22 protein-coding genes are annotated in these 25,602 nt (G+C 55.3%); 9 read left to right on the forward strand and 13 right to left on the reverse strand.

What is annotated here, in order from left to right; translation table 11 throughout:
• Window positions 1–5: 5 nt before the first annotated feature.
• The 9 genes from panD to thpR all read right to left on the reverse strand — a co-directional run bounded on the left by panD (window position 6) and on the right by thpR (window position 7,024).
• Window positions 6–386: an aspartate 1-decarboxylase gene (gene panD, locus ACT9TW_RS09160; protein ID WP_006810068.1), complete on the reverse strand. Its 381-nt coding sequence runs from the start codon at window positions 384–386 to the stop codon at window positions 6–8.
• 116 nt (window positions 387–502) lie between these two features.
• Entirely contained in the window at window positions 503–1,354 is an 852-nt protein-coding gene (gene panC / locus ACT9TW_RS09165) for a pantoate--beta-alanine ligase (RefSeq protein WP_446492196.1), read from the reverse strand.
• An 11-nt stretch (window positions 1,355–1,365) separates the two neighbouring features.
• Window positions 1,366–2,157 (reverse strand): 3-methyl-2-oxobutanoate hydroxymethyltransferase, encoded by a 792-nt coding sequence (panB, locus tag ACT9TW_RS09170; protein ID WP_446492197.1) that lies wholly within the window; start codon window positions 2,155–2,157, stop codon window positions 1,366–1,368.
• A 121-nt stretch (window positions 2,158–2,278) separates the two neighbouring features.
• Window positions 2,279–2,758: a 2-amino-4-hydroxy-6-hydroxymethyldihydropteridine diphosphokinase gene (gene folK / locus ACT9TW_RS09175; RefSeq protein ID WP_446492198.1), complete on the reverse strand. Its 480-nt coding sequence runs from the start codon at window positions 2,756–2,758 to the stop codon at window positions 2,279–2,281.
• Window positions 2,755–4,152 (reverse strand): polynucleotide adenylyltransferase PcnB, encoded by a 1,398-nt coding sequence (pcnB, locus tag ACT9TW_RS09180; protein ID WP_182063523.1) that lies wholly within the window; start codon window positions 4,150–4,152, stop codon window positions 2,755–2,757. Before pcnB ends, folK begins: the two co-directional genes overlap by 4 nt.
• A gap of 42 nt (window positions 4,153–4,194) precedes the next feature.
• Window positions 4,195–5,085: a tRNA glutamyl-Q(34) synthetase GluQRS gene (gene gluQRS / locus ACT9TW_RS09185; RefSeq protein WP_446492199.1), complete on the reverse strand. Its 891-nt coding sequence runs from the start codon at window positions 5,083–5,085 to the stop codon at window positions 4,195–4,197.
• A gap of 57 nt (window positions 5,086–5,142) precedes the next feature.
• Window positions 5,143–5,598: an RNA polymerase-binding protein DksA gene (gene dksA, locus ACT9TW_RS09190; protein WP_001155232.1), complete on the reverse strand. Its 456-nt coding sequence runs from the start codon at window positions 5,596–5,598 to the stop codon at window positions 5,143–5,145.
• 177 nt (window positions 5,599–5,775) lie between these two features.
• On the reverse strand, window positions 5,776–6,480 hold the full coding sequence (sfsA, locus tag ACT9TW_RS09195; RefSeq protein WP_446492200.1) for a DNA/RNA nuclease SfsA: 705 nt from the start codon (window positions 6,478–6,480) through the stop codon (window positions 5,776–5,778).
• Window positions 6,470–7,024, reverse strand: coding sequence for an RNA 2',3'-cyclic phosphodiesterase (thpR, locus tag ACT9TW_RS09200; protein WP_446492201.1), 555 nt, complete (start codon window positions 7,022–7,024; stop codon window positions 6,470–6,472). Before thpR ends, sfsA begins: the two co-directional genes overlap by 11 nt.
• A 73-nt stretch (window positions 7,025–7,097) precedes the next feature.
• Here thpR and hrpB point away from each other — a divergent pair, with 73 nt between their 5' ends.
• From hrpB to fhuB, 6 genes are all read left to right on the forward strand, one after another.
• Window positions 7,098–9,527 carry an ATP-dependent helicase HrpB gene (gene hrpB, locus ACT9TW_RS09205; RefSeq protein WP_446492202.1) on the forward strand — a complete coding sequence of 810 codons (2,430 nt, stop codon included), beginning with the start codon at window positions 7,098–7,100 and terminating at the stop codon, window positions 9,525–9,527.
• 149 nt (window positions 9,528–9,676) lie between these two features.
• Entirely contained in the window at window positions 9,677–12,208 is a 2,532-nt protein-coding gene (gene mrcB / locus ACT9TW_RS09210; RefSeq protein WP_446492203.1) for a bifunctional glycosyl transferase/transpeptidase, read from the forward strand.
• A gap of 237 nt (window positions 12,209–12,445) precedes the next feature.
• Complete coding sequence (fhuA, locus tag ACT9TW_RS09215; RefSeq protein ID WP_446492204.1) at window positions 12,446–14,656, forward strand: ferrichrome porin FhuA; 2,211 nt, start codon at window positions 12,446–12,448, stop codon at window positions 14,654–14,656.
• A gap of 50 nt (window positions 14,657–14,706) precedes the next feature.
• Complete coding sequence (gene fhuC / locus ACT9TW_RS09220) at window positions 14,707–15,504, forward strand: Fe3+-hydroxamate ABC transporter ATP-binding protein FhuC (RefSeq protein WP_446492205.1); 798 nt, start codon at window positions 14,707–14,709, stop codon at window positions 15,502–15,504.
• A complete protein-coding gene (gene fhuD, locus ACT9TW_RS09225) occupies window positions 15,504–16,391 on the forward strand; it encodes a Fe(3+)-hydroxamate ABC transporter substrate-binding protein FhuD (protein WP_446492206.1) in 888 nt (295 codons plus the stop codon). The genes fhuC and fhuD overlap by 1 nt, the downstream gene beginning before the upstream one ends.
• A complete protein-coding gene (fhuB, locus tag ACT9TW_RS09230; protein WP_446492207.1) occupies window positions 16,388–18,370 on the forward strand; it encodes a Fe(3+)-hydroxamate ABC transporter permease FhuB in 1,983 nt (660 codons plus the stop codon). The genes fhuD and fhuB overlap by 4 nt, the downstream gene beginning before the upstream one ends.
• Before the next feature lie 49 nt (window positions 18,371–18,419).
• Here the strand turns inward: fhuB and hemL are convergent, their stop codons facing one another.
• Window positions 18,420–19,700, reverse strand: coding sequence for a glutamate-1-semialdehyde 2,1-aminomutase (gene hemL / locus ACT9TW_RS09235; protein WP_259834749.1), 1,281 nt, complete (start codon window positions 19,698–19,700; stop codon window positions 18,420–18,422).
• Window positions 19,701–19,877: 177 nt separating this feature from the next.
• Here hemL and clcA point away from each other — a divergent pair, with 177 nt between their 5' ends.
• Window positions 19,878–21,278: a H(+)/Cl(-) exchange transporter ClcA gene (gene clcA / locus ACT9TW_RS09240; RefSeq protein ID WP_446492208.1), complete on the forward strand. Its 1,401-nt coding sequence runs from the start codon at window positions 19,878–19,880 to the stop codon at window positions 21,276–21,278.
• 86 nt (window positions 21,279–21,364) lie between these two features.
• Window positions 21,365–21,712, forward strand: coding sequence for an iron-sulfur cluster insertion protein ErpA (gene erpA, locus ACT9TW_RS09245; RefSeq protein ID WP_014068960.1), 348 nt, complete (start codon window positions 21,365–21,367; stop codon window positions 21,710–21,712).
• 37 nt (window positions 21,713–21,749) lie between these two features.
• Here erpA and ACT9TW_RS09250 read toward each other — a convergent pair whose 3' ends face one another.
• The 3 genes from ACT9TW_RS09250 to mtnN are packed head-to-tail and all read right to left on the reverse strand — an operon-like array spanning window position 21,750 to window position 23,901.
• Window positions 21,750–22,373 (reverse strand): TRIC cation channel family protein, encoded by a 624-nt coding sequence (locus tag ACT9TW_RS09250; protein ID WP_446492209.1) that lies wholly within the window; start codon window positions 22,371–22,373, stop codon window positions 21,750–21,752.
• A 36-nt stretch (window positions 22,374–22,409) separates the two neighbouring features.
• A complete protein-coding gene (gene btuF, locus ACT9TW_RS09255; protein WP_446492210.1) occupies window positions 22,410–23,210 on the reverse strand; it encodes a vitamin B12 ABC transporter substrate-binding protein BtuF in 801 nt (266 codons plus the stop codon).
• Window positions 23,203–23,901 (reverse strand): 5'-methylthioadenosine/S-adenosylhomocysteine nucleosidase, encoded by a 699-nt coding sequence (gene mtnN / locus ACT9TW_RS09260; RefSeq protein WP_166717914.1) that lies wholly within the window; start codon window positions 23,899–23,901, stop codon window positions 23,203–23,205. Before mtnN ends, btuF begins: the two co-directional genes overlap by 8 nt.
• A gap of 83 nt (window positions 23,902–23,984) precedes the next feature.
• On the opposite strand from mtnN, the gene dgt reads away from it, so the two are divergent.
• The gene (gene dgt, locus ACT9TW_RS09265; RefSeq protein WP_446492211.1) at window positions 23,985–25,499 is read left to right on the forward strand and encodes a dGTPase; all 1,515 of its coding nucleotides are present in this window, start codon (window positions 23,985–23,987) and stop codon (window positions 25,497–25,499) included.
• The last annotated feature ends 103 nt before the right edge of the window (window positions 25,500–25,602 follow it).

Genomic DNA, 25,602 nt, shown 5'->3' on the forward strand with positions numbered 1-25,602 from the left:
AGCTATCAGGCAACCTGAACCGGGATCGCTTTCGCGGTACGTTTCATGTCATTGTCGCCTTCGAAGTAGGCGACTTTTGGCTGCCAGCGGCGCGCTTCTTCGTCAGACATCATGACGAAGCTTGCGATAATCACGATATCACCCACGTCAGCGCAGTGCGCGGCAGCGCCGTTGACGGAGATGATTTTGGAACCGCGTTCAGCCGCGATGGCGTAAGTAGAGAAGCGTTTGCCGTTGTTCACGTTCCAGATATCAATAGCTTCGTTTTCAAGAATACCCGCCGCGTCGAGGAAATCCTGATCGATCGCGCAGGAGCCTTCATAGTGCAGGTCGGCCTGAGTGACTTTCACACGGTGAAGCTTACCTTGCAGCATTTTGCGAATCATTACGTCTACCTTTAATCATCATGCTTTACCCTCTCATATGCGAAGAGAGGGCAGGTGAGGGGATTTATTCCCAGCAAATACGCGCGCAGTATTGCCCGATTTTTAGTCGGTGTCTACTACGCCAGCTCAACCACTTTATTGTCGATAAGGCGCGCCTGACCCAACCACGCAGCCACCAGGAGAACCGCTCGTTTGCTGGACTCAGTCAGCTCCAGCAGGGTATCGGCGTCGCGGATCTGCACATCGTCAGAACGGAAACCTTTCTCGTTAAGCGCCTGTTCGGCAAGGGCGATAATCTCTTCTGCGGTCAGCTCTTTCGCCAGCAGTTGTTCCGCCATGGTATTCATGACCTTACTCACACCCGGCGCGATTTTACGCTGGTCTGCGGTTAAGTAACCGTTGCGGGAGCTCAGCGCCAGGCCATCTTTCGCGCGCACAATCGGCACGCCAACGATTTCAATGTCGTAACCCATATCCGCAACCATTTTGCGGATCAGTGCCAGTTGCTGGAAGTCTTTCTCACCAAAACAGGCAATATCTGGCTGTACCAGGTTGAAAAGCTTGCTGACGATGGTTGAGACGCCACGGAAATGACCCGGACGGCTTGCGCCTTCCAGCATGGTCGAAATCCCCGGGACATCGACGTAAGTCGCTTCTTCTGTACCCTGTGGGTACACATCGGCAGGTGCCGGAGAGAAAACGATGTCCGTATGGCGTTTCTTCAGTTTTTCGCAATCTTCTTGCAGGGTGCGCGGGTAGCGCGCCAGGTCGTCAGCGCGGTCAAACTGCATTGGGTTAACGAAAATACTGACCACCACGATGTCTGCACGGGCTCCCGCCTCATCGACCAGCTTCATGTGGCCGTCATGCAGGTTGCCCATGGTTGGGACCAGTGCGATACGTTTACCTTCCTGACGTGCTCTGCGGATATGCTGGCGCAGCAGCGGCAGGGTTTCAATGATTAGCACAACGAGACTCCTTAATGGAAACTGTGTTCTTCACCCGGATACACACCGGATTCAACGTCGGCAATATACTGCCTGACCGCCGCGCGCATGTCGCTCGCATCGGTCAGGAAATTTTTGGCAAATTTAGGGATATGTCCACCCGTAATGCCAAACGCGTCGTGCATGACCAGGATCTGACCATCGGTGACGTTGCCCGCGCCAATCCCGATAACCGGAATGGTGAGCGCCTCGGTGATGCGTTTTGCCAGCTCGACAGGAACGCACTCCAGCACCAATAACTGCGCACCGGCGGCTTCCAGCGCCACGGCATCATCAAACAGCGTCTGTGCGGCATCGCCACGGCCTTGTACTTTGTAGCCGCCAAAGATGTTCACCGACTGTGGCGTCAGGCCCAGGTGCCCGCACACGGGGACGGCGCGTTCGGTCAGCATTTTCACTGTGTCCACAAGCCAGGCACCGCCTTCAATCTTGACCATGTTGGCGCCAGCACGCATCACTGCCGCTGAATTTTCAAACGCCTGCTCAGGTGTGGCATAGGCCATAAACGGCAGGTCGGAAAGAAGCAGACATGCGGGTGCGCCACGACGCACAGCACGGGTGTGGTAAGCAATATCCTCTACCGTTACAGGCAGGGTGGAATCATGTCCCTGTACCGTCATCCCTAACGAGTCTCCGACCAACATGACGTTGATCCCTTCTTCGGCAAACAGTTTGGCGAAGCTGTAGTCATATGCGGTGATGGTGGCGAAGCGTCTCTTTTCCTGTTTGCATTTTTGCAGCAAGGAGATGGTGGTTGGTTTCATACGGTTTCCTGATAGCCAAAGCGAATCTTTGCGCATTCTATCAGTAACATTCGAGGGAACAATGATTTTAGGTAATCGATTAACCACAATTGTTTAGTGGTTAATCGATAAAAAAACGGGGTTACCAGCGGGAGGGTTTTTCCGCGTTAAGGCTTTCCAGAATGGCTTTCAGGGAAATGCCATCAGGGAAGGTCAGGTCTGGGGCAACTTCAAACAGCGGCCAGAGCATAAACCCGCGATTTTTCATATCGTAATGCGGAACTGTCAGACGTTCAGTGGTAATAACGTCATGGCCGAACAGCATGATATCGAGATCCAGTGTCCGCGGCCCCCAGCGTTCGGCTTTGCGCACGCGACCCTGCTGCAATTCGATACGCTGGGTGTTGTCCAGCAGCGTTTCGGCGGCAAGGGCGGTTTCCAGCACCACGGCGGCATTCAGGTAATCGGGTTGATCCTGCGGCCCCAGCGGTGGCGTGCGGTAGAAAGAGGATACCGCGATGATGCGGCTTTCAGGGATCTCGCCCAGCGCCTGAACGGCAGCATTCACCTGCTCCAGTGGAGACGCGAGATTGCTGCCGATAGCGATATACGCAAGGGTCATGCCGTGCCTTCGCGACGTGGCGCGCGCTTACGCGGGCGACGGTGGCGACGACGTGGTTCTGGCTCTTCATCCAGACTGGTCAGCATCCCTTTTTGCTCTGGTGGCGCAGAGACCTGGAATTCTCCCCACCACTGTGCCAGGCGTTGCAATTCCTGATTCTTCTCAACTTCAGCGCGCAGGGATAAAAGGTCGAACGCGGCGCGGAATTTAGGATGCTCCATCAGCTTCCAGGCACGTTTACCCTGACGACGTGACATACGCAACTGAAGCTGCCAGATATCACGCACCAGCGTGGTAATGCGTTTTGGAATGGCCAGCGTCCGGCAGCCTTCGTCCAGCACGTCATTTGCGGCCAGCGCAAATGCATCGTAATAGGCCAGACCGCTTTCCTGGGCAATTTTCTGCGCAGTTTCCAGTAACGGATACCAGAACATTGCAGCAAACAGGAACGCAGGGTTCACGCGCATATCATTGTGAATACGGGTGTCAGTATTCTTCAGCACCTGCGCAATGATGCGCTCCATCGAGCTGTCGCCGTTTTCCGTGAAGTAACGGGTAATGGTCGGGAACAGCGGCTGGAACAGGCTGTATTCGCGCAGCAGGTTGTAGGTTTCAAACCCGTAACCAGCTTGCAGCAGTTTCAGCGCTTCTTCAAACAGGCGTGCAGGCGGGACATCGTTAATCAGCGTTGCCAGGCGCGGGATGGGCTCACCGGTTTCCGGGCTGATACGCATATTCAGCTTGGCAGCAAAACGTACGGCACGCAGCATTCGCACCGGATCTTCGCGGTAGCGCGTTTCTGGTGTACCTATCAGGCGAATCAGACCTGCTTTCAGATCCTGCATTCCACCCACGTAATCACGGACAGTGAAATCCGCCACGCTGTAATAAAGGCTGTTAATGGTGAAATCGCGACGCTGGGCATCTTCTTCAATAGAGCCAAAGATGTTGTCGCGCAGCAGCATCCCGTTCTGGCCGCGCTGAGACGTGGTTCGGTCTGCGGGGTTGCCTTCGTGGTGGCCACGGAAGGTGGCAACTTCAATAATTTCAGGCCCAAACATAACGTGAGCAAGACGGAAGCGGCGGCCAACCAGCCGGCAGTTGCGGAATAATTTACGCACCTGCTCTGGCGTGGCACTGGTCGTCACGTCAAAATCTTTTGGTTTTTTGCCCAGCAGTAAATCGCGAACCCCACCGCCAACGAGATAGGCCTCGTAGCCTGCTTTATTCAAACGATAGAGCACCTTGAGGGCATTTTCACTGATATCTTTGCGAGAAATATTGTGCTGCTCACGCGGAATAACCGACATATGGGTTTGTGCAATAGCCTCTTCAGCCATGCTCTCTTCCCGGCTTAGCACCTTACGGCAAAAATTAGCGACTCGGGTAAAAATAGTACACCTCGTAGTGTGTTTTGTTATGAAAAAAGCGGCTAATCATAGCTCAGCATAACGCATTTGAGAATGCTGGATTTTTGGCACTGTTTCGAGTGTCCAGTTAGCAACGGCTAATTTCAGCAATTCATCAATACTCAGGTCCTGCCATTCGCTTGTTATATTCTGGTTGAGAAATCGCAGCGCGTCGATCAAAACGGGCCGTGGATCGCCATCTGGCAGAGCAGGGGCGTGGTTTTGCTTCGACAGCTTATTTCCCTGCGCATTCAGCGCCAGCGGCAAATGAATATATTTCGGGGCAGCCCAGCCAAATTGCTGATACAGCGATATTTGCCGCACCGTTGGCTCAATTAAATCAGCACCACGCACTATTTCCGTCACGCCCTGAAAATGGTCGTCCACGACAACGGCTAAATTATAAGCAAATAAACCATCGCGACGGTGGATGATGAAATCCTCGCGCGCCAGGCGCTCATCAGCCTGAATGTCGCCCGATAATTGATCGTGGAAACGGGTCACAGGGAAATGCTGGACCAGGCGGACGGCTGCGTTTTCCGGGCCATGACCGAGCGTACGGCAATGGCCGTCATAGACGCCCCCCACGCTCTGAATACGCGCACGGGTACAGGTGCAATAGTACGAAAGCCCTTGCTCATAGAGCCACGCCAGACGTTCGCGATAAGCGTCGTGCCGCTTTGACTGCCAGAGAGCCTCACCGTCCCAGTGAAGGCCGTAATGTTCCAGCTGACGCAGGATAGTTTCTGCCGCACCGGGAACTTCACGCGGAGGATCAATATCTTCGATGCGTACACGCCAGATACCCTGGTTTGCACGAGCTTGCAGGTAGCTGCCAAGGGCGGCTATTAAAGAGCCGAAGTGTAATTCACCGGAAGGAGATGGCGCAAAGCGCCCAATATAGTGTGATTCAGACATATCAACAGTAACAAGGCGGGAGAGACTCCCGCCTTTACAGTGAATACAGGGCTGGGATTAACCGGCCATCTGTTTTTCGCGGATTTCAGCCAGCGTTTTACAGTCGATGCACAGATCGGCGGTTGGACGCGCTTCCAGACGGCGAATACCAATTTCAACACCGCAGGATTCGCAGTATCCGAAATCTTCGTCCTCGACCTTTTTCAACGTTTTCTCGATCTTTTTGATCAGTTTGCGTTCGCGGTCACGGTTACGCAGTTCGAGGCTGAACTCTTCTTCCTGAGCGGCACGGTCTACCGGGTCCGGGAAGTTTGCAGCTTCATCCTGCATATGTGTAACGGTGCGATCGACTTCATCCCTGAGTTGATTACGCCATGCTTCAAGAATACGCTTGAAGTGCGACAGCTGGGCTTCGTTCATATACTCTTCGCCCGGTTTCTCTTGATACGGCTCCACCCCAGCGATGGCGAGAATACTCAGGGACGATGTTTTACGGTTTTGCCCTTCTTGCATGTTGCTTCTCCTTAACACGCACTATCGATCCCCGTTTTGGGGGAAAAATCAGGTCGCTATAAATAGCAGATGCTATTCCGAATGGCAATTATCTATACGTAACACTTGACAAGCCTGTGAGGAAAAGCGTATTTGCGCACGCGACCAGAACACATAATAATCAATCGACTACTCCCTTTATAAGACCACGGGGAGAGAGGATCTCAGAGTCATATTATCGGCAGAAAGTTCCGCTTTATAAGCGAAAACCTCCACCCCCTGCTTTTGTGCCTCATTCAACAATTGCGCGTACTTGGGATCGATATGGCGGGCAGGAGAAAATTGTTCAATTGCCGAGTGCAATACTGCAAACAGCAATACGGCGCGCTTGCCCGCCGCCGCTACACTCATCAACTCCCGCAGATGCTTTTGTCCACGTAGCGTTACTGCATCCGGGAAGTAGCCGTTTTCTTGTTCCGCTAACGTCACTGATTTTACTTCAATATAGCACTCAGGCCGATCTTCCGCCTGTAACATAAAGTCAATTCTGCTGCCTTCTTCGCCATATTTCACTTCGCTTTTGTGAACGCTGTAACCCACTAGTTCAGGAATATTTCCTTCGATCAGGGCTTCCTTAACTAATTGGTTCGCTCGCAATGTGTTGACACAAATAAATGCCCCTTGTTGCGTCTGCGTCATCTCCCAGGTATGGGGATATTTGCGTTTAGTATTTTCTGATGTCGAATACCAGATAGTGTCACCCGGGGTTGCGCAACCGGTCATGGCACCGGTATTGGGGCAGTGCAGCGTCAGCTGTTCTCCTTCAGGCGTCACAACGTCCGCGAGAAAGCGTTTGTAGCGTTGAATGAGCGTGGCGTGTTGAAGCGCGGGGCTAAACTTCATCGGAATTCCTTACGGTGTCGCCCAGCGTCCAGCGCTGTACAGGCGTGTATCGGGTGCGTCCTTTTGCAAAGACAGATTCATAAAGCGCGAACGTATCCACCGGAAAAGACCAGTGGAAACCCGGCGGCGGAATGGCCACTGCATGGCTGGCGTCGCGCAGCAGGGTAATATGGGGATGAAAAGGCTGCGGGCTTTGATAGCAACCGCTGCGCGCGGCCTGTGCCCGTAGCATGTTGGCCAGCTGCAACAAACCGCGCGGCGGCTGGCGAGTCCCGAGCCATACCACCCGGGAGCGCAGCCACTGGCCAGCATCATCCAGGTGCAGTGTAAACCCGGGCTGGCTAATACGTCCTGCCATCGACGCTAAGGCGCGCTGCTTTTCAGCGCTTACATCGCCCAGAAAGGCCAGCGTCAGGTGCAGGTTTGCCGCGACAACAGGTCGGCCTGCTTCCTGCGGGAAATGGCTTGCACGCCAGCGAACAATCTGGCGTTGAATAGTGGGGGGCAGTTCAATGGCGAAAAACAGTCGTTTCGACTCAGACATACAGGGGACTCGGTAATGATATGTGGCGATGCTACAATGTACGCCGACTAATGTTAACCCTCTGGAGCTGTTAGTGTCCTCATTGCCAGTCGCCGTCGTAATTCCTGAGCTGCTTGCTGCTTTACAACATGCCCCGCAGGTGTTGCTTAACGCGCCCACGGGGGCGGGGAAATCAACCTGGCTACCGCTACAGATCCTCAAAGACGCAAATCTGCACGGGAAAATCATCCTGCTGGAGCCGCGAAGACTGGCTGCGCGCAATGTGGCACAACGTCTGGCAGAGCTGCTGAACGAGAAACCGGGTGAAACGGTAGGCTATCGAATGCGTGCCGAAACCTGCGTTGGCCCGGCCACGCGGCTGGAAGTGGTCACCGAGGGGATCCTCACCCGGATGCTGCAAAACGATCCTGAACTCACCGGCATCAGTCTGGTCATTCTGGATGAATTCCATGAACGTAGCCTACAGGCCGATTTGGCCCTGGCGCTGCTGCTGGACGTGCAGCAGGGGCTGCGTGACGATCTCAAACTGCTGATTATGTCGGCCACGCTGGATAACGAGCGATTACAGCAAGCCTTACCTGATGCGCCGGTTATCGTCTCCGCGGGGCGTGCTTTCCCGGTTGAACGTCGATATCAGCCGCTGACCACGCATCAGCGCTTTGATGAAGTTGTCGCGATTGCTACCGCAGAGCTACTGCGACAGGAGTCGGGCTCGCTGCTGCTGTTTTTACCCGGCGTGGGGGAAATCCAGCGCGTGCAGGAACAACTGGCAACCCGCGTGGGGAGCGATGTGGTGCTCTGCCCGCTGTACGGGGCGTTGTCGTTAAATGAACAGCGTAAGGCCATTCTTCCGGCCCCTGCCGGGCAGCGTAAAGTGGTGCTGGCAACCAATATTGCCGAAACCAGTTTAACCATTGAAGGCATTCGCCTGGTGGTGGATTGCGCCCAGGAGCGCGTCGCCAGTTTTGATCCGCGTACCGGGCTGACAAAGCTGCTCACGCAGCGGATAAGCCAGGCCTCGATGATCCAACGCGCAGGCCGCGCAGGGCGACTGGAGCCCGGGATCTGTGTGCATCTCACCAGCGCAGAGCAGGCCGAGCGCGCGGTGCAGCAAAGTACCCCTGAAATTTTACAAAGCGATCTTTCCGGCCTGGTCATGGATCTGTTGCAGTGGGGCTGCCCGGATCCGGCTCAGTTGACCTGGCTGAACCCGCCACCTGCGGTGAACCTGGCGGCTGCCCGTACCTTGCTGACCCGGCTGGGGGCGCTGGATGGCAGCCGCTTAACCACGCTGGGGCAGAAAATGGCCGCGTTGGGCAATGATCCTCGTCTGGCTGCCATGCTGGTGGCGGCAAAGGATGATGATGACATTGCCACGGCGGCAAAGCTGGCGGCGATTCTGGAGGAGCCACCGCGCGGCGGAAATAGCGACCTGGCGATGGCGTTTTCACGCAATCAGCCAAACTGGCAGCAGCGGGCGCAGCAGCTTTGCCGGCGGCTCAACAGCCGTGGCGGAACACCGGACAGCAGTCGTATTGCCAGCGCGCTGGCGCAGGCGTTCCCGGACAGAGTCGCCCGGCGTCGTGGTCTGGACGGGCGTTACCAGCTGGCAAACGGCATGGGAGCGATGCTGGACAGCGATGATGCCCTCACCCGGCACGAATGGCTTATTGCCCCCCTATTATTGCAGGGCAGCCAGTCCCCGGATGCGCGGATCCTACAGGCCATTGCGGTCGATATTGATGCCCTGACGCGGGCGTGTCCGCAGTTGCTTCAGCAATCCGATACGGTTGAATGGGATGATGTGCAGGGGACGCTGAAGGCGTTTCGTCGCAGCCAGATAGGCAAGCTCACCCTCGGCACAAAACCGCTGGCCAAACCGTCCGAAGACGAACTGCATCAGGCAATGCTTAACGGCATTCGGGAAAAGGGGCTGAGCGTGCTGAACTGGACGCCAGAGGCTGAGCAGTATCGCATTCGCCTGCACTGTGCGGCGCAGTGGCTGCCGGAAGATGACTGGCCCGCTGTTGATGATGAGACGCTTCTGGCTTCTCTGGAGCGCTGGCTACTGCCGCAAATGAGCGGTGTACACTCGCTGAAGGCACTAAAAGCTCTGGATGTTAAGGACGCGTTACAGAATTTACTGGACTGGTCATTACGTCAACGTCTGGATAGTGAACTGCCTGGGCATTACACTGTGCCGACCGGAAGCCGGATTGCCATTCGTTATCACGAGGATAATCCCCCTGCGCTGGCTGTCAGGATGCAGGAGATGTTTGGCGAGGCGAACACACCGTCCATTGCAAAAGGGCGTGTGTCACTGGTGCTGGAGCTGTTGTCTCCTGCGCACCGACCTTTGCAGATAACCCGCGACCTGAGCGCGTTCTGGGCGGGGAGTTACCGTGAAGTGCAAAAAGAGATGAAGGGGCGTTACCCCAAACACGTATGGCCGGATGACCCGGCGAATACGGCGCCGACAAGGCGGACAAAGAAATATTCGTGAAAGGGGATGATGAGTGCGGCCTGATGCCCTCACCCCAGCCCTCTCCCACTGGGAGAGGGAGAAAACAATTTTGAGAGATTTCTTCTTTCACGGTGATGTGGAAGAAAAGAGAATCTGGCCTTTGCGCCTGAATGTTGCGGAGAAAAAGCATGGCGGGGAATGACCGCGAGCCAATAGGACGTAAAGGGAAACCTGCGCGCCCGGCGAAAGAAAAGGTGAGCCGTCGTCGTAAAGATGAAGATTACGATGATGACTATGAAGACGATTATGAGGATGAAGATCCGATGCCGCGTAAAGGAAAAGGCAAAGGGCGTAAGCCTCGTGGAAAACGCGGCTGGTTCTGGCTGTTGGTGAAGCTGTTCATTGTTTTTGTTGTTCTGATGGCTATCTACGGCGTGTATCTGGATCAGAAGATCCGTAGCCGTATCGACGGTAAAGTCTGGCAGTTGCCTGCGGCAGTATATGGTCGCATGGTGAACCTTGAGCCAGATATGTCGATCAGCAAGAACGAGATGGTAAAACTGCTTGAAGCCACACAGTATCGCCAGGTGTCGAAGATGACCCGTCCTGGCGAATTTACCGTGCAGGCGAAAAGCATCGAAATGATCCGCCGTCCGTTCGATTTCCCGGACAGTAAAGAAGGCCAGGTGCGCGCGCGTCTGACCTTTGATGGCGATCGTCTGGACACCATCGAGAACATGGATAGCAACCGCCAGTTCGGTTTCTTCCGACTCGATCCGCGTCTTATCACCATGCTCTCTTCTGCGAATGGCGAACAGCGCCTGTTCGTGGCACGTAACGGCTTCCCGGATCTGCTGGTGGATACCCTGCTGGCAACCGAAGACCGTCACTTCTACGAGCATGACGGTATCAGCCTTTACTCCATCGGTCGTGCGGTGCTGGCCAACCTGACAGCCGGACGTACGGTGCAGGGGGCGAGTACTTTGACCCAGCAGCTGGTGAAGAACCTGTTCCTCTCCAGCGAGCGCTCCTACTGGCGTAAAGCCAACGAAGCGTACATGGCTGTGTTGATGGATGCGCGCTACAGCAAGGATCGTATTCTTGAGCTGTATATGAACGAGGTGTACCTCGGTCAGAGCGGTGATAACGAAATCCGCGGCTTCCCGCTGGCGAGCCTGTATTACTTTGGCCGCCCGGTTGAAGAGCTGAGCCTCGACCAGCAGGCACTGCTGGTGGGCATGGTTAAAGGTGCGTCCATCTATAACCCGTGGCGTAATCCGAAGCTGGCGCTGGAGCGTCGTAACCTGGTGCTGCGTCTGCTGCAACAACAGCAGGTTATCGATCAGGAGCTGTACGACATGCTGAGCGCTCGCCCTCTGGGTGTGCAGCCGCGCGGTGGTGTTATCTCTCCTCAACCTGCCTTTATGCAGCTGGTTCGCCAGGAATTGCAGAGCAAGCTCGGCGATAAAGTGAAAGATCTTTCCGGCGTGAAGATCTTTACCACCTTCGATTCAGTGGCTCAGGATGCGGCGGAGAAAGCAGCAGTTGACGGCATTCCGGCGCTGAAAAAACAGCGCAAGCTGAGTGACCTTGAAACTGCAATGGTGGTGGTTGACCGTAACACCGGCGAAGTTCGCGCGATGGTGGGCGGGGCAGAGCCGCAGTTTGCGGGCTATAACCGTGCAATGCAGGCGCGTCGTTCGATTGGTTCTCTGGCAAAACCGGCGACCTATCTCACCGCGCTCAGCCAGCCAAATCAGTACCGTCTGAACACCTGGATTGCCGATGCGCCAATCTCCCTGCGCCAGCCTAATGGCCAGGTGTGGTCGCCGCAGAACGATGACAAACAGTTCAGTGGCCAGGTTATGCTGGTGGATGCCCTGACGCGTTCCATGAACGTGCCAACGGTGAACCTGGGTATGGCGCTGGGCCTGCCGGCAATTACGGATACCTGGCAGAAGCTTGGTGTGCCTAAAGAGCAGCTGAACCCGGTTCCGGCGATGATCCTCGGTGCGCTGAACCTGACGCCAATCGAAGTGGCGCAGGCGTTCCAGACCATCGCCAGTGGCGGTAACCGGGCGCAACTTTCCGCCCTGCGTTCAGTCATTGCTGAAGATGGTTCCGTGCTGTATCAGAGCTTCCCGCAGGCGGAGCGCGTGGTTCCGGCGCAGGCAGCCTACATGACACTCTGGACCATGCAGCAGGTTGTACAGCGTGGTACGGGGCGTCAGTTGGGTGCTAAGTACCCTGGCCTGCATCTTGCGGGTAAAACCGGGACCACCAACAACAACGTCGATACCTGGTTTGCCGGTATTGATGGCCGTGAAGTGGTGATCACCTGGGTAGGGCGCGATAACAACCAGCCAACCAAGCTGTACGGCGCGAGCGGGGCAATGTCGATTTACCAGCGTTATCTGGCAAATCAGTCCCCGGTACCGCTGAATCTGGTTGCACCGGAAGATGTCGTTGATATGGGTGTGGATGATTCCGGTAACTTTGTTTGTGGCGGCGGGATGCGTTCATTGCCTGTCTGGACAACGAACCCGGATTCACTGTGCCAGCAGAGCCAGCCTCAGCAGCCTGGTAATCCATTTGATTCGAATTCTCAGCAGCAGCAACCGCAGCAGCAGCAGCAACAACAGCCGCCGCAGCAGCAGAATGAGAAGAAAGACAGCGACGGTGTCGCAGGCTGGATCAAAGACATGTTCGGCAGTAACTAACGCCTTCAATACCCCCTTCCACGGAAGGGGGTATTTTTTTCACCTGTATCCTTCATTTTGTTAACCCCAGTTTTAACTCTGATTAACCCTTCGTTTTCTCTTGATTAATTCTTAAACCCTTAATTCTTGTAGGGCCGCATACTGCTTGCTATACCGCCAGCGTTTCACCTATTATGCTGCGGTCATAATAATAATTCTCGTTTACGTTATCATTCACTTTTACATCAGAGATTCAACATGGCGCTTTCCAATACTGCTCAGCCAATCAACACGTCGCTGCGTAAAATCGCAGTTGTCGTAGCCACAGCGGTTGCCGGCATGTCTGCTTATGCGCAGGCCGCCGATACCCCGAAAAAGGAAGATACCATCACTGTGACCGCCGCTCCGGCTGCGCAGGAAAGTGCATGGGGTCCAGCTCCAACGATTGCGGCAAAACGTACCGCAACGGCGACCAAAACCGATACACCTATTGAGAAAACCCCGCAGTCTATTTCCGTGGTGACACGTGAAGAGATGGACATGAAACAGCCGGGTACGGTGAAGCAGGCACTGGCCTATACGCCAAGCGTTTTTGCGACTCGCGGTTCATCTACCACTTATGACGTGGTTTCTATCCGTGGTTTCACCACTTCCAGCACCGTCAATACCAACCAATATCTGGATGGGATGAAACTACAGGGCGATAACTATTCTGAAGCGTCCATGGATCCGTATTTCCTGGAACGCGTTGAACTGCTGCGTGGCCCGACCTCCGTGCTGTACGGCAAAAGCCACCCGGGTGGCGTGGTGAGCATGGTCAGTAAGCGACCAACAACCGAGCCACTGAAAGAAATCCAGTTCAAAATGGGCACCGATAACCTGTGGCAAACCGGGTTCGATTTCAGCGATGCCATTGATGACTACGGCGTGTGGTCCTACCGCCTGACCGGCCTGGGACGCAGTGAAAATGCGCAGCAGGAGATGGTGAAATCCACCCGCTATGCCATTGCGCCTTCCTTCAGCTGGCGCCCGGATGATAAAACAGACTTCACTTTCCTGAGCAACTTCCAGAGCGATCCGGATGCGGGTTATTACGGCTGGTTGCCGCGGGAAGGTACCGTTGTGCCTTACTATGATGCCAACGGCAAAGCGCACAAGCTGCCGACCGATTTTAACGAAGGCGAGGAAGACAACAAAATCTCCCGTCGTCAGAAAATGGTGGGCTACAGCTTCTCGCATCAGTTTGACGACACCTTTACCGTGCGTCAAAACCTGCGTTACACCAAAATCAACACGCTTTATCGTTCTGTCTACGGCAGCGGCTATATTGCACCAGCGCAAATCAGCCGCGCATACGTCCGTTCCGATGAAGATCTTAACTCCTTCACCGTTGATACTCAGCTTCAGTCCAAATTTGCGACCGGCGCCGTTGATCATACCCTGTTAACCGGTGTCGATTACCTTCGTATGCGTAATGACATTGATGCTGACTATGGCACAGCTGACCCGATCAGCATGACCAAGCCTGCGTATGGCAACCCAAATGTTGACGTGTACTACCTGTACAAAGTGCTTAACCGTCAGGAACAAACTGGCCTGTATGCTCAGGACCAGGCTGAATGGGATAAGTGGGTGCTGACCATGGGTGGCCGCTACGACTTCGCTAAAACCTCTGCGCTGACCCGTACCACCGGAACCACCGCAGAAATTAACGATCAGGCATTTACCTGGCGTGGCGGTATTAACTACCTGTTCGACAACGGTATCACGCCGTACTTCAGCTACAGCGAATCCTTCGAGCCGATTTCAGGAACCACGCAGGGCGGTAAACCGTTCGATCCGGCGCGCGGCAAGCAGTACGAAGTGGGTGTGAAATATGTACCGAAAGATCTTCCGGTTGTCGTGACGGCGGCGGTGTACCAGCTGACCAAAAACAACAACCTGACTGCCGACCCGGCGAACCCGACCAGCGGCTTTAGCGTGCAGGGCGGTGAAATTCGTTCACGTGGTTTCGAACTTGAAGCTAAGGCAGCCGTCAATGCCAACATCGATGTCACGGCGTCTTATAGCTACACCGATGCTGAATATACCCACGATACCTGGTATGAAGGCCGTCGTCCGGCGGAAGTACCACGTAACATGGCCTCCCTGTGGGCGGATTATACCTTCCACGAGACGGCACTGAGCGGCCTGACCGTTGGTGCGGGTACCCGTTACATTGGTAACACGGTATCCTACTATTCAGCCGCATCTTCAAAAGCTTACCAGTCATTTAATGTCGCAGGCTATGCCCTGGCGGATGCAACGGTGAAATACGATCTGGCGCGCTTTGGCCTGCCTGGCTCTTCCGTTGGCGTCAACGTGAATAACATCTTTGACCGTGAGTATGTCTCCAGCTGCTATAGCGAGTACGCTTGCTACTGGGGCGCAGGACGTCAGGTTGTGGCTACCGCGACCTTCCGCTTCTAATCTCTCTATGGGCACGGTTTACCGTGCCCTGTTTATTTAAGTTGGCTGACATGCAGGATATTAAGACGCAATCCGACACCACCTTTACGCTCAATAATCTCTCCTTTCGCGTACCCGGGCGCACCTTGCTGCATCCGCTCTCTCTGACGTTCCCCGCAGGTAAAGTCACTGGGCTCATTGGTCACAATGGTTCCGGTAAATCAACGTTACTCAAGATGCTCGGACGCCATCAGCCTCCTTCAGAGGGTGACATTCTGCTGGACGGACAACCGCTTGATAGCTGGAACAGCAAAGCCTTTGCCCGCAAGGTGGCCTATCTGCCGCAGCAGTTGCCGCAGGCGGAAGGGATGACGGTGCGTGAACTGGTGGCGATTGGGCGTTATCCGTGGCACGGCGCGCTCGGGCGTTTTGGCATGGCCGACAGAGAGAAAGTCGAAGAGGCCATCTCACTGGTCGGGTTAAAACCGCTGGCGCACCGCCTGGTGGACAGCCTTTCCGGTGGTGAACGTCAGCGCGCGTGGATTGCGATGCTGGTCGCCCAGGACAGCCGCTGCCTGCTGCTTGATGAACCGACCTCTGCGCTGGATATTGCCCACCAGGTCGACGTGCTGGCGCTGGTGCATCGCTTAAGCCAGCAGCGTGGTCTGACGGTGATTGCCGTATTGCACGATATCAACATGGCGGCACGTTACTGTGACTATCTTGTCGCCCTGCGTGGTGGCGAGATGATCGCCCAGGGCACGCCATCTGAACTGATGCGCAGCGAAACGTTAGAGCACATTTACGGTATTCCAATGGGTATTTTGCCTCACCCTGCCGGGGCTGCACCGGTGAGCTTCGTGTACTGATGCTGGATCCAATGATTAGTCGCCGTCGCTTACTGACGGCGATAGCGCTCTCACCGCTGCTGTTAAAAATGAACACGGCGCGGGCTGCCGCTATCGACCCCCATCGTATTGTGGCACTGGAATGGCTGCCGGTTGAGCTGATGCTGGCGCTGGGTGTTACGCCGTATGGCGTTGCCGATATCCCCAACTACAACCTGTGGGTGAACGAACCAAAACTGCCTGCGTCGGTTATTGATATTGGCCTGCGAACGGAGCCAAACCTCGAGTTGCTCACGCAGATGAAACCCTCTTTCCTGTTCTGGTCTGCGGGTTATGGCCCGTCGGAAGCGACAATGGCGCGCATTGCACCCGGGCGTGGTTTTTCCTTCAGCGATGGTAAAAAGCCGCTGACGATGGCGAGAAATTCCGTCAACGAGATGGCGCACTTCCTGAACCGCGAGGCGGCAGCGAAACAGCATCTCGACGAATTCGACGCCCTGAACGACAGCCTGAAACCGCGGTTTGCTCGCCGCGGTGAACGCCCGCTTCTGATGGTAACCCTGCTGGATGCCCGTCATATGCTGGTGTTTGGGCAAAACTGCCTGTTCCAGGAAGTGCTTGATAGCTTTGGTATTCGCAACGCCTGGGACGGGGAAATGACCTTCTGGGGCAGTACGACCGTTGGGATCGACCGCCTGGCGGCGTTTCGCGATGTGGATGTGCTGTGCTTTGATCACGGCAACGAACGAGAAATGCAAAAACTGATGTCTACCCCGCTCTGGCAGGCCATGCCGTTTGTACGCGAGCAGCGATTCCAGCGGGTTCCGGCAGTGTGGTTCTACGGTGCAACGCTTTCGGCCATGCATTTTGCCCGTGTACTGGATGGCGCGCTGGGGGGCAAAGCATGAGTTCGCGTATCGCGCGTTTTCCGGCGCTATTGCTGACGGTCATTTTCCTTGTCGCGCTGGCATTAACCGCCTTCAACCTGTCAACGGCACTCCCGCGAGGGCAGTGGGGCGCTGCGCTGACTGCGCCAGACATCGACAATATTCAGCAAATGCTCTTCCACTACAGCCTGTTGTCGCGTCTGGCCATTTCGCTGTTGGTGGGGGCAGGGCTGGGGCTGGTGGGCGTCTTATTCCAGCAGGTCTTGCGTAACCCACTGGCAGAGCCAACCACGCTTGGCGTGGCGACTGGTGCCCAGCTTGGGATCACCATTACGACACTGTGGGCGTTGCCCGGTGCGTTAACCTCGCAGTTTGCAGCACTGGCAGGTGCATGTGTGGTGGGTGCGCTGGTCTTTGGCGTGGCCTGGGGGAAACGTCTTTCACCGGTTACGTTGATCCTGGCCGGGCTGGTGGTCAGCCTTTACTGTGGGGCGATTAATCAGATGCTGGTACTGTTCCATCACGACCAGCTGCAAAGCATGTTCTTGTGGAGTACCGGCACCCTTACCCAGACTGACTGGAGCGTTGTTGAGCGCCTGTGGCCGCAGCTGATTGGTGGTGTGCTGCTGACTCTGCTGCTGCTGCGTCCGTTAACGCTGATGGGACTGGATGACGGCGTGGCGCGCAACCTGGGCCTGGCGTTATCGCTGGCGCGTCTGGCGGCACTGACGCTGGCGATTGTGCTCAGCGCGTTGCTGGTCAATGCGGTAGGGATTATCGGTTTTATCGGGCTATTTGCGCCGCTGCTGGCGAAAATGCTCGGCGCGCGGCGTCTGCTGGCGCGTCTGATGCTGGCTCCGCTGATTGGTGCGCTGATCCTCTGGCTTTCCGATCAGATTATTCTCTGGCTGGCGCGCGTCTGGATGGAAGTGTCCACCGGTTCGGTGACGGCGCTTATCGGCGCGCCGCTGTTGCTGTGGCTGCTGCCGCGTCTGCGCAGCATCAGCGCCCCGGCAATGGATGCGGGCGATAAAGTGTATGCTGAGCGTCAGTCGGTGCTGTGGTTTAGCCTGGTGGGCCTGGCCGTACTGCTGCTGGCTTCCTTTGCGGCGCTCTCTTTGGGGCGCGATGCAACCGGTTGGCACTGGGCTACCGGTGATTTGCTCAATGAATTGCTGCAATGGCGCTGGCCGCGTATCTTCGCGGCGCTTATCGCGGGGGTGATGCTGGCTGTCGCGGGGTGCATTATCCAGCGTCTGACGGGTAACCCGATGGCAAGCCCGGAAGTGCTGGGTATTAGCTCAGGCGCGGCGTTTGGCGTGGTGTTGATGCTGTTCCTGGTGCCGGGGAATGCCTTCGGCTGGTTAATGCCTGCGGGGAGTATTGGCGCGGCGGCCACGCTGCTGGTCATTCTGGTCGCTTCCGGGCGTGGAGGATTTTCTCCTCACCGCATGTTGCTTGCCGGGATGGCGCTCAGCACCGCGTTTACGATGCTGCTGATGATGCTACAGGCGAGCGGCGATCCGCGTATGGCGCAGATCCTGACCTGGATTTCCGGTTCAACCTATAGCGCTACTGGCAGCCAGGTGGTTCACACCGGTCTGGTCATGATTGTGCTGCTGGCAATTGTACCGCTGTGTCGCCGCTGGATGACCATTCTGCCACTGGGCGGTGAAGCCGCCCGTGCGGTGGGGATGGCGCTGACGCCTGCGCGCGTGGCTCTGCTGCTGCTGGCAGCATGTCTGACGGCAACGGCCACCATGACCATTGGTCCATTGAGTTTCGTGGGATTAATGGCGCCGCATATCGCCAGAATGATGGGGTTTCGCAGGACAATGCCGCATATTGTGATGTCTGCTCTCACTGGTGGGGTGATGCTGGTCTTTGCGGACTGGTGCGGCAGGATGGTGCTGTTTCCGTATCAGATCCCGGCAGGACTGCTTTCCACCTTTATCGGTGCGCCGTACTTTATTTATCTGCTGAGAAAGCAGAGTCGGTAGGATGTGTTTCACCCTCTCCCTGTGGGAGAGGGTATCAGGCGGCACATAATTACAACTTCGCAAACACCTTACGCGCTGCGTCGATGGTGTTGTTGATATCTTCTTTGCTGTGCGCCACAGACATAAAGCCCGCTTCAAAGGCAGACGGCGCCAGATACACACCTTCTTCCAGCATCAGGTGGAAGAAACGCTTAAAGCGTTCAACATCGCACTTCACCACGTCCTGATAAGAGGTCACGGTTTTTGCATCGGTGAAGAAGATCCCGAACATCCCGCCCACGTGGTTCACTACCAATGGAATACCTGTCTCTTCTGCGGCGTTCAGCAGGCCGTTTGCCAGCTGCGTGGTCAGGTCGGTCAAGGTTTTGTGGATACCCGGTTGCGCCACTTCGTTTAGACAGGCGAAGCCCGCGGCCATCGCGATAGGGTTACCAGAGAGCGTACCCGCCTGGTAAACCGGCCCGGTTGGCGCCAGCGCTTCCATCACGTCCTTACGACCACCAAACGCGCCGACCGGCATCCCGCCGCCGATGATTTTGCCAAGGCAGGTCAGGTCTGGTTCAACGTCGTAATAAGACTGGGCACCCGCCAGTGCTACGCGGAAACCGGTCATCACTTCATCGATGATCAGCAGCGCGCCGAATTCGTCGCACAGTGCGCGCAGGCCAGGCAGGAACTCAGGCTGAGGTGGGATGCAGTTCATGTTGCCTGCAACCGGTTCAACGATGATGCAGGCAATCTCTTGCGGATATTGCTCGAAAGCTGCGCGAACGGAGCTAAGATCGTTATAGGTGCAGGTCAGGGTGTGTTTGGCGAAGTCGGCAGGTACGCCCGGGGAGTTCGGCTGGCCCAGCGTCAGGGCGCCAGAACCGGCTTTCACCAGCAGACAGTCTGCATGACCGTGGTAGCAGCCTTCAAATTTGATAATTTTGTCGCGGCCGGTAAAACCACGCGCCAGGCGGATAGCGCTCATGGTGGCTTCCGTACCGGAGTTCACCATACGCACCATATCCATGGTCGGCACCAGTTCGGTCACCAGCTCCGCCATTTTGACTTCCATCTCGGTTGGCGCGCCGAAGCTCAGGCCGCGCTGAGCCGCTTCAATGACCGCATTGCGGATAGACGGATGGTTGTGCCCCAGCACCATCGGGCCCCAGGAGCCAACGTAATCAATATAGGCTTTGCCATCGACATCATACAGATACGCGCCGTCAGCACGTTCGATAAACAGCGGCGTGCCGCCTACACCGGTAAAAGCGCGCACAGGCGAGTTCACACCCCCCGGGATAAGCTCGCGGGCTGCACTGTAGAGGTTTTCAGACTTGCTCATTGCGTCATTCCTGGTTCGTAGAAATAAGTTAAGGCGGCTATTCTAAGTGATTCCCGGAAGGTTATGAAATTTTTGCCCCATTAATGCATAAACAATTGTTAAGGATTTTTCAGGGGACGCGGAAGCTGTGTCTGGTAAAATCCGTGCGGCGATTTGTATGATTAAAAAGAACAGGCAATGAAAGCAGACATCCCCTCATTTGAAGAACAACAGTTTGCGCGCGCACGGCACCGCATCAGCATCAGGCGGCTGCTCAATCGCGACAAAACACCGCTGGCTATTTTGCTGGCCGCCGCCGTGGTGGGTACGCTTGCCGGGCTGGCTGGCGTGGCCTTTGAGAAAGCGGTGAATGCCGTGCTCAACTGGCGCATCGGCACGGTGGCAGGGTATGCGGATAACGGATGGTTGGTCTGGGTGTCGGCGTTTGGTTTGTCTGCCCTTTTTGCCATGGCAGGCTATTTTCTGGTACGTAAATTTGCACCAGAGGCCGGTGGTTCGGGTATTCCTGAGATTGAAGGGGCGCTTGAAGAGCTGCGCCCGGTGCGCTGGTGGCGGGTGATCCCGGTTAAATTTATCGGCGGTATGGGCACCCTGGGGGCAGGAATGGTGCTCGGACGAGAGGGGCCAACGGTACAGCTCGGCGGGAACATCGGGCGCATGGTGGGTGACATGTTCCGGATGCGCAGCGCCGAAGCGCGCCATACGTTGCTGGCAACCGGGGCTGCGGCCGGGCTTTCTGCGGCGTTCAATGCGCCGTTGGCGGGGATCCTGTTTATTATTGAAGAGATGCGCGCCCAGTTTCGCTATAACCTGATCTCAATTAAAGCGGTGTTTACTGGCGTCATTATGTCGAGCATTGTCTTTCGCATTTTTAACGGTGAAGGTGCGGTGATTGAGGTGGGTAAACTCACCAATGCGCCGGTGAATACCCTGTGGCTCTATCTGGTGCTCGGCATGGTTTTTGGTGTTGTCGGACCTCTGTTTAACACCCTTATCTTACGTGCTCAGGATATGTTCCAGCGCATTCACGGCGGGAATACCACCAAATGGGTTCTGGTGGGCGGTCTGCTCGGCGGGATGTGCGGCATCATCGGCGTGATTGAACCGAACGCCGCTGGCGGTGGTTTTGGCCTTATCCCTATTGCGGCGGCGGGTAATTTCAGCGTTGGACTGCTGCTATTTATGTTTATCTCACGCGTGATCACTACGGTTCTTTGCTTCTCCTCCGGTGCGCCTGGAGGCATTTTTGCGCCAATGCTGGCGCTCGGCACCTTGCTTGGGACAGCTTTTGGCACAGCCGCTGCCGCGGGATTCCCGGAGTATCACCTTGATGCGGGAACATTCGCGGTTGCCGGAATGGGGGCGTTGCTGGCCGCTTCCCTGCGCGCGCCGTTGACCGGGATCGTGCTGGTCCTGGAAATGACAGACAATTACCAGCTCATTTTGCCAATGATCATTACCTGTCTCGGGGCGACACTATTAGCCCAATTCCTGGGTGGAAAACCGCTATACTCCACCATTCTTGCTCGTACCCTGGCAAAACAAGAGGCAGAACAGGCCTCGACGCAGAATACTTGAATGAATTACCAGGGTATTAGATAATGAAAAAAAGAATTGGGTGATTTTTGCCCAATCGCAGTAAGCAGTATTCATGGGAGCATAAGATGAGTGATGACGTAGTCGCTGTGCCGCTGGAATTTACCGAAGCCGCAGCCAACAAAGTGAAAACCCTGATTGCCGACGAAGACAATCCGGATCTGAAACTGCGTGTATATATTACCGGTGGCGGCTGTAGCGGCTTCCAGTATGGTTTTACCTTTGACGACCAGGTTAACGATGGTGATATGACTATCGAGAAACAGGGCGTTGCGCTGGTGGTTGACCCGATGAGCCTGCAATATCTGGTGGGCGGTGCGGTTGATTACAGCGAAGGTCTGGAAGGTTCGCGCTTTGTGGTCACCAACCCGAACGCGACAAGCACCTGTGGGTGTGGTTCTTCTTTCAGTATCTAACACGAAAAACGGTAACCCCTGGGTTACCGTTTTGCTTTTACCTTCCGTTATCATCCAGCGCAAATGTTGGCAATTTAAGGTGCCAGCGTATCGCCGCTAAACGTATCCCCAGCGTCACCACCATCCCCAGCATGGCTGAGATTTCCAGCGGTAAAGCAAAGGTGTAGTAGGCCGTGGCGTGCACAATTCCGCCAGCAATGCAGGCTGTTGCGTAGATTTCTGTTCGCAGGATCATCGGGACTTCACGTGCCAGAATGTCGCGGATGATCCCGCCACCGACGCCCGTTAAAACGCCCATGCAGATAGCGACCATTGGCCCCGTGCCCGCATTGAAGGCTTTATTGACGCCAATCCCGACAAACACCGCAAGACCTACGGCATCCAGTACCGGCAGTATCCATTTAGGCAGCCTGCGCGGCTGGCGCACCAGCGCAATCGTGAGCAGGCAAGTGACCATCGCCACCACCAGATCGGTAGGGTCTTTTACCCAAAACACCGGGCCATTAGCCAGTGCCATATCGCGGATTGTTCCTCCACCGACAGCCGTCACCACGCCCAATACCAGCACCCCAAACGGATCCATGCGTAATTTCCCGGCCAGCAGAACGCCGGAGATAGCAAAAACGGCTGTGCCAAGAATATCCAGCCAATACACGAGCATCGTTAAATCCTCGAAATGATCAGGTCTACATCTACGTTAATGACTCTGTGCCAGTGCGGCGCAGAGCTGTTTTGCGGCGAGGATAATACGCGGGCTGGCGCGTTCAAACCAGTCACTGTTTAGTGGTATCACCGGTATTTTTAACTGGCCCTGCCAGAATTGTTCAACTTTAGGAATTTCGCTTGCACTCCCGACCACCACAATCGCCTGCGGCTGTCGCGCCAGAACCTGTTCCCGGCTGACCTGCGGCCAGGGCACCCGGCTCGCAGCAAAAATATTTTCACCGCCACAGACCTCCAGCACCTGATTCTGGATAGAACCTTGCCCGGTGGTAAACAGCGGCTGGCTACCAAATTGCAGGAAGACGCGTTTTTTCGTGGTTGTATCGTATTTCGCTTTTAATGCAGCATAGTCGCGAAGCATATTTTGAGCGGCAAGCTCAGCTTTTTGCGGCGCAGGGCTGAAAGGTGCCAGGTTGCGCAGCGCCTGAGCAACTTGCTCAATGCTGACCGCATCAATCCACATCACCTTAATTCCCAGCGAGCTCAGCTGGTTGACTTGCCGCTCTGCATTACCCCCGCGCCAGGCTAATACCACGTCTGGCTTAAGCGCCACAATGCGTTCAAGGTTCATACCTTGCCATGTCGAGACTTGCTCGATGCCTGCGGCCTGTGGGGGATAATCCGAAAAACTGCTTACGCCAACGGGCGTGATCCCGGCCGCAAAGGCCAGTTCAGTATTGGCGGGGGAGAGCGTAATCACACGCGGCGCAGCGTAAAGCCATGCCGGTGCGAGCAGAAGCAGGGCGCCCAGCGCCCTAAGGGTGTTCTTACCCACGTGCCAGTTTCTGCACCAGGGTTTCTACCATCACGGTAGATTGTTTTGCCGCAACGGCCAGGAACTCATCAAAGCTCAGGTGAGACTGCTGATCGGCAACGTCGGAGATGGCACGAACCACCACGAACGGTACGCTGAAGTTATGGCAAACGTGCGCAATGGCAGTGGCTTCCATCTCAACGGCAACCGCCTGAGGGAAGTTGTGACGAATTTTCGCCAGGCCCACGGAACCGTTGATGAACGCATCACCGCTGACAATCAGACCGCGCACGGCGTTGAGGTTCAGTTCGGCAATGCAGCTTTCTGCTGCAGCAACCAGTTTGTCATCCGCTTTAAAACCTGCCGGGCAACCCGGAAGCTGGCCATATTCGTAACCAAACGCGGTAACGTCGGCATCGTGGTAACGCGCTTCATCGGAGACCACGATATCACCCACTTTCAGCGTTGGTGCCAGGCCACCCGCAGAACCGGTGTTAATGATGACATCTGGCTTGCAGCGTTCCAGCAACAGTGTCGCGCCAAGCGCAGCAGCAACTTTACCGATGCCTGATTTCAGCAGAGCAACCTCAACACCATTCAGCTGGCCGGTATAGATCTCACAACCACCAAGAGAGAGGGTCTGACGGTTCTCAATTTTGTCACGCAGCAGCGTAACTTCTTCTTCCATTGCACCAATAATGCCGATTTTCATAGATTTACTCGCGATGTGCCTTGTTAAGATGCATAGTCTATCATGGGCTTTAGTGGAAGCGCATTTCTCACGCGGGGGAGCACATGGCGCAGATCGATTTTCGCACCAAGATTAACTGGCATCGCCGTTTCCGTTCTCCGCAAGGAGACAAGAGTGAACACGAGATCCTGCGCATTTTTGAAAGCGATCGTGGGCGTATCATTAACTCGCCCGCGATACGTCGCCTACAACAAAAAACCCAGGTGTTCCCGCTCGAACGTAACGCGGCAGTGCGCACCCGGCTGACGCACTCGATGGAAGTGCAGCAGGTGGGGCGCTACATTGCCAAAGAGATTTTAAGCCGTCTCAAAGAGCAGAGATTGCTGGAAACGTATGGCCTTGATGAGTTGACTGGCCCGTTTGAAAGCATCGTTGAGATGGCCTGCCTGATGCACGATATCGGGAACCCGCCCTTCGGCCATTTCGGTGAGGCCGCCATTAATGACTGGTTCAAACAGCGGCTTTTCCCCTCGGATGCCATCAGCCAGCCGCTAAGCGATGACCGCTGTGTTGTCCGTGATCTGCGCTTGCGGGAAGGCGAAGAAACGCTTAACGAACTGCGACGTAAGGTTCGCCAGGATCTGTGCCATTTTGAAGGGAACGCGCAGGGCATCCGGCTGGTGCATACCCTGATGCGCATGAACCTGACCTGGGCGCAGGTAGGGTGCATCCTTAAATATACGCGCCCGGCGTGGTGGATGGGTGACCCCCCGGCCTCACACAGTTATTTGATGAAAAAGCCGGGCTATTATTTATCCGAAGAAGTTTATATTGAACGGCTGCGTAAAGAACTTTTACTGACGCCGAATGGCCGCTTCCCCTTAACCTGGATAATGGAAGCCGCAGACGATATTTCCTATTGTGTTGCCGACCTTGAAGACGCCGTTGAGAAAAGAATATTCAGCGTTGAGGAACTTTATCAGCATCTTCATGAAGCCTGGGGAAAACATGAAAAAGGTTCTTTGTTTGCTCAGGTTGTCGAAAATGCATGGGAAAAATCACGCTCAAATTCACTGAGTCGCAGCACAGAAGACCAATTCTTTATGTATTTGCGGGTCAACACGCTAAATAAGTTGGTTCCCTACGCGGCCTCACGCTTTATTGATAATCTGCCGTTGATTTTTAGCGGGGAATTCAATCATGCGCTGCTGGAGGACGATAGCGATTTCAGTCAACTTCTTGAACTGTATAAGAATGTTGCCATGCGCCATGTGTTCAGCCATCCCGATGTTGAACAGCTCGAGTTACAGGGATATCGGGTGATAAGCGGTTTGCTGGAAATTTATCGGCCGTTGCTGCAATTATCGGTCGACGAATTTAGCGAGCTGGTGGAAAAAGAACGCGTGCGTCGTTTACCGATTGAATCCCGCTTGTACCATAAACTTTCGACCCGGCATCGTCTTGCTTACGTCGAAGCGGTTAGCAAGATAGACCGCCATTCTGTTCAGTGGCCAGTGCTGGAATATTATTATCGCTGCCGCCTTATTCAGGACTATATCAGCGGGATGACGGATTTGTATGCCTGGGATGAATACCGCAAGCTGATGGCGGTTGAATAATTTCGGAGTTTTGTAAAGACGGCCAATAAATTTTTACTTTTTCCATAAACTTCATCCCGGAACTAAGCGGTATAAAACGAATCTGAGTTACACAGCAATTTTG

The organism is Enterobacter sp. C4G1, from assembly GCF_052886895.1.

Excerpts from the sequence above, each read along its gene's own strand:
- erpA (WP_014068960.1), top strand. The coding sequence starts at position 21,365 with ATGAGTGATGACGTAGTCGCTGTGCCGCTGGAATTTACCGAAGCCGCA.
- clcA (WP_446492208.1), top strand. The coding sequence starts at position 19,878 with ATGAAAGCAGACATCCCCTCATTTGAAGAACAACAGTTTGCGCGCGCA.
- dgt (WP_446492211.1), top strand. The coding sequence starts at position 23,985 with ATGGCGCAGATCGATTTTCGCACCAAGATTAACTGGCATCGCCGTTTC.
- fhuB (WP_446492207.1), top strand. The coding sequence starts at position 16,388 with ATGAGTTCGCGTATCGCGCGTTTTCCGGCGCTATTGCTGACGGTCATT.
- fhuA (WP_446492204.1), top strand. The coding sequence starts at position 12,446 with ATGGCGCTTTCCAATACTGCTCAGCCAATCAACACGTCGCTGCGTAAA.
- panD (WP_006810068.1), bottom strand. The coding sequence starts at position 386 with ATGATTCGCAAAATGCTGCAAGGTAAGCTTCACCGTGTGAAAGTCACT.
- dksA (WP_001155232.1), bottom strand. The coding sequence starts at position 5,598 with ATGCAAGAAGGGCAAAACCGTAAAACATCGTCCCTGAGTATTCTCGCC.
- mtnN (WP_166717914.1), bottom strand. The coding sequence starts at position 23,901 with ATGAAAATCGGCATTATTGGTGCAATGGAAGAAGAAGTTACGCTGCTG.
- hemL (WP_259834749.1), bottom strand. The coding sequence starts at position 19,700 with ATGAGCAAGTCTGAAAACCTCTACAGTGCAGCCCGCGAGCTTATCCCG.
- mrcB (WP_446492203.1), top strand. The coding sequence starts at position 9,677 with ATGGCGGGGAATGACCGCGAGCCAATAGGACGTAAAGGGAAACCTGCG.
- folK (WP_446492198.1), bottom strand. The coding sequence starts at position 2,758 with ATGACCCTTGCGTATATCGCTATCGGCAGCAATCTCGCGTCTCCACTG.
- sfsA (WP_446492200.1), bottom strand. The coding sequence starts at position 6,480 with ATGAAGTTTAGCCCCGCGCTTCAACACGCCACGCTCATTCAACGCTAC.
- fhuD (WP_446492206.1), top strand. The coding sequence starts at position 15,504 with ATGCTGGATCCAATGATTAGTCGCCGTCGCTTACTGACGGCGATAGCG.
- ACT9TW_RS09250 (WP_446492209.1), bottom strand. The coding sequence starts at position 22,373 with ATGCTCGTGTATTGGCTGGATATTCTTGGCACAGCCGTTTTTGCTATC.
- thpR (WP_446492201.1), bottom strand. The coding sequence starts at position 7,024 with ATGTCTGAGTCGAAACGACTGTTTTTCGCCATTGAACTGCCCCCCACT.
- gluQRS (WP_446492199.1), bottom strand. The coding sequence starts at position 5,085 with ATGTCTGAATCACACTATATTGGGCGCTTTGCGCCATCTCCTTCCGGT.
- fhuC (WP_446492205.1), top strand. The coding sequence starts at position 14,707 with ATGCAGGATATTAAGACGCAATCCGACACCACCTTTACGCTCAATAAT.
- panB (WP_446492197.1), bottom strand. The coding sequence starts at position 2,157 with ATGAAACCAACCACCATCTCCTTGCTGCAAAAATGCAAACAGGAAAAG.